This is a genomic window from Cronbergia sp. UHCC 0137, assembly GCF_034932285.1.
Lineage (GTDB): Bacteria > Cyanobacteriota > Cyanobacteriia > Cyanobacteriales > Nostocaceae > Cronbergia.
Window position 1 is genome coordinate 21533 of sequence record NZ_JAYGHC010000066.1, and the last position, 5709, is coordinate 27241.

At 39.7% G+C, this 5709-nt stretch carries 5 protein-coding genes; 3 read left to right on the plus strand and 2 right to left on the minus strand.

Annotated features, from left to right (window positions below; all coding sequences use genetic code 11):
* Positions 1 to 83: 83 nt before the first annotated feature.
* Together VB711_RS23220 and VB711_RS23225 are read left to right on the plus strand one after the other, a co-directional pair.
* On the plus strand, positions 84 to 854 hold the full coding sequence (locus VB711_RS23220; protein WP_323288728.1) for an SDR family oxidoreductase: 771 nt from the start codon (positions 84 to 86) through the stop codon (positions 852 to 854).
* A 495-nt stretch (positions 855 to 1349) separates the two neighbouring features.
* Entirely contained in the window at positions 1350 to 1727 is a 378-nt protein-coding gene (locus VB711_RS23225) for a hypothetical protein (RefSeq protein ID WP_323288723.1), read from the plus strand.
* Between the two features lie 143 nt (positions 1728 to 1870).
* Here the strand turns inward: VB711_RS23225 and VB711_RS23230 are convergent, their stop codons facing one another.
* Positions 1871 to 2746 carry an alpha/beta hydrolase gene (locus tag VB711_RS23230; RefSeq protein WP_323288724.1) on the minus strand — a complete coding sequence of 292 codons (876 nt, stop codon included), beginning with the start codon at positions 2744 to 2746 and terminating at the stop codon, positions 1871 to 1873.
* Positions 2747 to 2820: 74 nt separating this feature from the next.
* On the opposite strand from VB711_RS23230, the gene VB711_RS23235 reads away from it, so the two are divergent.
* Positions 2821 to 4353, plus strand: a complete 1533-nt coding sequence (locus VB711_RS23235; protein WP_323288725.1) for a SagB/ThcOx family dehydrogenase — start codon at positions 2821 to 2823, stop codon at positions 4351 to 4353.
* Between the two features lie 164 nt (positions 4354 to 4517).
* On the opposite strand, the gene VB711_RS23240 is transcribed toward VB711_RS23235, so the two are convergent.
* Positions 4518 to 5709: DUF4114 domain-containing protein (locus VB711_RS23240; protein WP_323288726.1), on the minus strand; the 1192-nt coding region annotated here is incomplete at its 5' end.

The following is a 5709-nucleotide window of genomic DNA, read 5'->3' on the forward strand; positions in this document are numbered from 1 at the left end:
CCTTAGTTTCTTGTCTGTTCGCTGTTCGCTGTTCGCTGTTCGCTGTTCCCTGTTCCCTTTTTTGTAAAAACCAAAAAGTTCTGATGATTTCTCTAGAAAACCATATTATTTTAATTACCGGCGCAAGTAGTGGGATTGGTGCGGCTTGTGCTAAAATATTTTCTGCTGCGGGTGCAAAACTGATTTTGGTAGCGCGACGGAAGGAACGTTTGCAGGAATTAGGAGAAACACTACGTCTGGATTCTACACAATACCATTTATTAGAACTGGATGTGAGCGATCGCTCTGCTGTAGAATTTGCCATATCTAATTTACCCCCCGCTTGGTCAAATATTGACATTTTAATCAACAATGCCGGTTTAAGTCGCGGTTTAGATAAGTTGCACGAAGGAGACATCCAAGATTGGGAAGAAATGATTGATACCAACATCAAGGGCTTACTTTATCTTACCCGCTTTGTTGTCCCAGGAATGGTAACTCGTGCTAAAGGTCATATCATCAATCTCGGTTCAATTGCTGGACATCAAACCTATCCCGGTGGTAACGTTTACTGTGGAACAAAAGCCGCAGTTAAGGCAATTTCTGAAGGCTTAAAACAAGACCTTTTAGGAACTCCCCTGCGTGTAACCTCCGTTGACCCCGGACTGGTAGAAACAGAATTTAGTCAAGTGCGTTTTCATGGAGACACCGAACGCGCTCAAAAAGTTTATCAAGGACTGACTCCCCTAACACCAGATGATGTGGCTGATGTAATATTTTTCTGTGCCACTAGACCTACTCATGTTAATATTAACCAAGTGATATTAACGCCAGTTGACCAAGCTAGTGCAACCTTAGTTAATCGCCAAAGTTAACCGCCAAGGGGTAAAATTACATATCTTGCTTATTCCTTTGCGTCTATCTCTACGGGACGCTACGGAAATGAGGTTCATTTAATCCATATTCTTTGAGTGGGAAGAGACATAAAAATAGCGAAGCTACAAAAACCCTTGATGTGAATCAAGTGATTGTTGGTTATCTCCAACATCCCAAAATAAAATTACTTATAATTTTTGTAAGGAGTAGGATTTTCTCTAGTAAAATGGAAGAATTGTATTGCTGGCAGTTATAAGAGCCTCAAAAAATTGCTCTGTCTCTGTTTAGTTTTATCTGTACAAGTACAACTTTTTGGGTTAACTCTACTGTGTTAGTTTTGTCTTAATCGGGTTTAAACCGTGTTTCCAGGCTAGATACAGTCACCACAGGCTGATTTGGTTTGGCTAGTATTTTGGCAAAATTAGGATACTTCCAAAAAAATTCTGTATACCTATTTTTATAGCGCGAGTAAATGGACTAAGTGGATGAGCTAGATGAATACACACACCTTTGATAACCATTATGTCACTTGCCCAATTTGCCAAAGAAATAATAGAACAAAGCCAATCAAGACTTATATCGGCTTGTTTACCTGTCCTTATTGTCAAGAAAGGTTAGTGGTTTGTAGAAGTGGTCACTACGTGCGTGATCCTTTTACATGGAGACAGATGATTATTTCTTCGTCTCTACGTCGTCAAAGCCGTCCTATAGCTAGGATTTTTAGAGATTTAGTCTTTCTAAAACGTCCAGCGATATTTTTGGCATTGGGAGGTGCTATTTTATTTACTATGATTGGTATCACCCAGGAAAATACAACTTTTGACCATCAAATAAAACCAGAAATAGAGCGGATTAAAGATCAAGAACCATAATTTTGATCGGTATAGTTTAGAGAAGGGGCGTATTGGAATACTCCCCTACATTGGTTTTATAGCAACCGCCAAGGTGGTTAGGACATCAATTGTTAGCGCAGCTTGGCGTAAGCCATTGATGAAACTAGCTTCACAACAGGGTTTTAATTCTGACTCCTGACTCCTGACTCCTGACTCCTGCTATATTGTGATGCTAAAAAACTTGCTACTGTTTGATTAAATTCTGCGGGGTGGGTTAAAAAAGGCCAATGATTACCAGGAACTTGGCAGAAAACTAGGTTTTTGAGGTTGGTTTTGTATGGTCGAATTTGCCAATTTTGGCGGTTTAGACCTTTTTGGGGTTGTATAAAGAGGGCAGGAGTATCTATAGGGGTGATAAAACCCGGTACTTGCATGACTGCCTGAAAAATCCCATCACGGGCAGCGATAGTGAATTTGCTACCCCAACTACCATCGGGTTTTTGTTCAATGCCGGCTTGGAAAACTTGCTGTTGTAAAGAGTTCCAACCTTGATATTGGCTTAACTGTCGTATTTGTTGTTCAGCTTGTTGATAACTGGCAAAGGGTCCCATACTTTTGAGAAAAGGTAGGACACGGTATAACAAAGGGAAAGTTAACTGGAAAAAACTGGGCATTTGCCAAATAAAAATAGGATCTACAAGGGTGATACTCTTGAGGCGTTTTGGGTTGATTCTAGCCCAAATAGCAGCTAATTTGCCAGTCCAAGAGTGACTGACGACATGGGCAGTAGACCATTCTAATTGATCCATGAGTGCTTCTAAATCAGCGATCGCACTTTCAAAAGTATAATCCTTTTCGGGCTTGCTACTGTCACCATGACCACGCATATCGGGGGCAACAATATGGTAGTCTGTCGCTAAATAATCTCCTAGACTTGACCATACCCCAGCATGATCGCCTAAACCGTGTAATAAAATTAATGGTTCTTGACCTTGATTCCACTCTAGATAAGAAAGTTGAATATCAGGTTTTGTGAGAGTTTGACGTACAGATATCATTTTGGGTAGGGGGAAAAATAATGCTGATGAATGTCAAGATCAAAATGGAACTTTTTTAGGGTATTAAAATTACTATGCCAGAAATACACCAGTCTATTGCCCAACATTACCACGAACGTACTAAGTACGATCCTCAGACCCTTGCCGCTAAAAGTCAAAAGTTAGATTGGGATAAACAGCCTGTACCATTTAAAGAGTACAAGATTGGCTCTGACATTGACCTTAAACCCTATTTGCAAGAAAAACCAGAGGCATTTGTTAATAATCCTGATGCTCAATGGTGGCAGCGACTTTCCGAATTTTTGTTTCGTAGCTACGGATTAACTGCGAGAATGCCTTCTATGGGCAGTGCCGTATATTTACGGGCTGCTCCCAGTGCGGGGGGATTATATCCGGCTGAGGTGTATCTAGTTTCCCGTGGTACGCCATTATTGCCACCGGGATTATACAATTATCAATGCCGGACTCATTCGCTGATGCACTATTGGGAAAGTGATGTGTGGCCAGCTTTGCAAACGGCTTGTTTTTGGCATTCTAGCCTAGAAAGTACCCAATTGGCTATAATTACCACTGCTGTCTTCTATCGTTCGGTGTGGCGTTATGAGGATAGGGCTTATCGACGGATTTTTTTGGATACGGGGCATTTGTTGGGTAATATTGAGTTGGCAGGGGCGATCGCTGATTATCGTCCCCACTTAATTGGCGGTTTTGTGGATCAAGCAGTGAATGATCTACTTTATATTGATACTCAGCAAGAGGGTGTAACGGCTGTTTTGGCTTTAGCAGATTTATTAGATATCCAGCAAAATTTGCCTTTAGGACAAACGGCTTTACCTTCAACCACTGAAACCAATTATCCCTCAATTCCCGATGGGGAACTACTGAAATATTTTCATCTCCACACCCAAATAGAACCGGGTACAACTGGTAAACCAAATTTACCAATGGTTAAACAAGAAAGATCATTGGAAGATAAATATAATTTTCCTTTTTGTGATAAAATTTCTACTATCACTTCACCAATTGATTGGGGAGAAAAACTGACAAATTTGGAAACGACAATGTACAAACGTCGTTCTACCCGTGCTTATAGTGGTGATGATTTAACTCTTGATGAACTGAAAGCCTTACTTGATTTTACCTATCAGCCACAAAATTACATTATCCAAAATTTAGATCCTCAACCTGATTATTTAGACCTAAATTTAATTGAGACATTTATTGTAGTTTCTGGGGTTAAAGGTTTGGATGCCGGCTGTTATTATTATGCACCAAAAGCCCAAGAATTACGCCAAATCCGGTTTAAGAATTTCCGTCGGGAATTACATTTTTTGTGTTTGGGTCAGGAATTAGGCAGGGATGCGGGGGCGGTGTTATTTCATACTGCGGATTTAAAGAGAGCGATCGCACAATATGGCGATCGTGTTTACCGTTATTTACATTTAGATGCAGGACATTTAGGACAAAGGCTAAATTTAGCAGCAATTCGGCTCAATTTAGGTGTTAGCGGCATTGGGGGCTTCTTTGATGACCAAGTAAATGAAGTGTTGGGAATCCCTATTGACGAGGCTGTTCTTTATATTACAACTTTGGGACGACCAAGGTGATTGGTGATTGGATAATCTTCAAATCCGTGTCATCCGTGTAATCCATTAAATCCGTGATCGTAATTGGTGATCCAGCGCGCTCTAAATCTAATCTTCCTATCCTAAAGTTGTAAAGCCTCTCTCCTACAAGGAGAGAGGTTTTTGAGCCAATTTCTTAGTATTATCTAAACAATACTAGAAAAATTGAATTTAACAATTACATCATTGTAATCTCTATCTCCACCATTTGGTAAATCCTCGAAACCAAAAGTGTTATTTCCGAGTAAGCGAATGTGGTCAACACCATCACTATTTACTCCCAAATAAGGGAAATAAACTCTAGGATCATTATCACCGTTATTATCCATTAGCTCAGACAAAGTTCCATTGATTACAATCATAGGAGCAAAGATTGAACCAGCATTAATAGTAGCACTACCGGTTTGTGTACCTTGGTTGCTAACAGCAAATTTGATTGTTTGACCAGTTGTTGCATCTTTGAGCAGATTATTAATTGCTGCTTGTAAATAAGCTGCTCTATTATTTGCATTCGCTTGTAAACTACCAATTTGTCCATTAACAGAGTCTACTTCATAAAAGTAAACTTCATTATTAAAGGAAGCTTCCCGAAAAACAGAGAAATTCGCTCTTACTTGACCTGATATATCGCTTAAATCAATAATCTCTGCTTGACTTTGCCCTTGTAGGTTTGTACCTAAAACTAAGTCATCATTGGTTGATTCAATCTTGATAATTAAATCCTTGAAGTCTGTAGAATTACCCGTGCCATCTTCCCAGTCTAAGGTAAAACCTTGAGTAGAAGATCCTGTAATTCTTTGGTTTGAAGGATTAGCAAACAATATATTAGATGCAGGTGTTTGTCCAGACTGATAAGAGTCGATTGTCCCATCTTTAATTAAAAAGAATTTCAGATGTTCACCACTATTAAATCCAAGTAAGCGTGTCAAACCAACACTGTTAAACCCATTAGGAAGATCGGAAATAACTGAGAAAATGGCCTTACTCTGGGTTTTAGCTCGATCTAAAGCAGCTTGATTGTAACCAGATGCTCCAGGAGCAATACCGTTAATGCTACCCTGGGCATTATCAACAAGAAATACACCCAATTCATTCACTTGAGTGGAACCGTGTTCTACTAAAGTTACCTTGAGTGCTGACCCTCTAATAGTAAAGATACCAAAGGTGTCACTTCGTTCAAGTGTTGCTACCGCAACAATTTCATCATCATCATCAATGATTGTTCCCTTAGCTGCACCTTGAGTAGAACTAATGACTGCACCGTTGGTAGGATTGGCTAAACTCACACTAAATGTTTCGTCTTCTTCTACCAATGTATCTTCAGTTGTTTGAACAGTG